The sequence below is a fragment of the Actinocrinis puniceicyclus genome, from assembly GCF_018283645.1.
Taxonomy (GTDB): Bacteria; Actinomycetota; Actinomycetes; order Streptomycetales; family Catenulisporaceae; genus Actinocrinis; species Actinocrinis puniceicyclus.
The window spans coordinates 1-693 of record NZ_JAGSXH010000362.1 but is presented as its reverse complement, the minus strand read 5'-3'; the positions used below and the strand labels follow the sequence as shown (position 1 = coordinate 693).

Annotated in this window: 1 protein-coding gene; it reads left to right on the top strand. The window is 68.8% G+C overall.

The annotated features are described in order from the left end of the window. Positions 1–693, top strand: a 693-nt coding sequence (locus KGA66_RS29290; protein WP_211472884.1) for a glycoside hydrolase family 6 protein, incomplete at both ends; no start/stop codon positions are given.

The following is a 693-nucleotide window of genomic DNA, read 5'->3' as shown; positions in this document are numbered from 1 at the left end:
ATCGGCCCGCAGGTCTACAACTACCTGGACATCGGCCACTCCGGATGGCTCGGCTGGCCGAACAACATGAGCGGCGCCGGCCCCGAGTACTCGAAGGTCGTGCAGTCGGCCACCGGCGGCTACGCCACCGTGGACGGCTTCGTCTCCGACACGGCGAACACCACCCCGTCCGACGAGCCGTACCTGCCGAACACCACGCTCAACGTCGGCGGCAACCCGCTGGACTCGGCGAAGTTCTACCAGTACAACCCGTACTTCGACGAGCACCACTACGACGAGGCGATGTACAGCGAGTTCACCTCCAGCGGCTTCCCCAGCAGCATCGGGATGATCATCGACACCTCGCGCAACGGCTGGGGCGGCTCGGCCCGGCCGACCTCGCTCAACTCCAGCCCGACCACCGTCGACACCTACGTGGCGGCGAACAAGGTCGACCAGCGCCCGTTCCGCGGTGACTGGTGCAACGTCAACGGAGCCGGCATCGGCGCCCGCCCGCAGGCCAACCCCTACGGTTCCGGCGACCACATCATCGCCGACGTGTGGATCAAGCCCCCGGGCGAGTCCGACGGCGACTACCCGACCGCCACGCACACGCACGGCGACCCGCACTGCGACCCGAACGGCACCCAGAGCGACGGCAACGGCGGCACCTACCCGACCGACGCCATCCCCGGCTACAACGTCCCCGCCGGC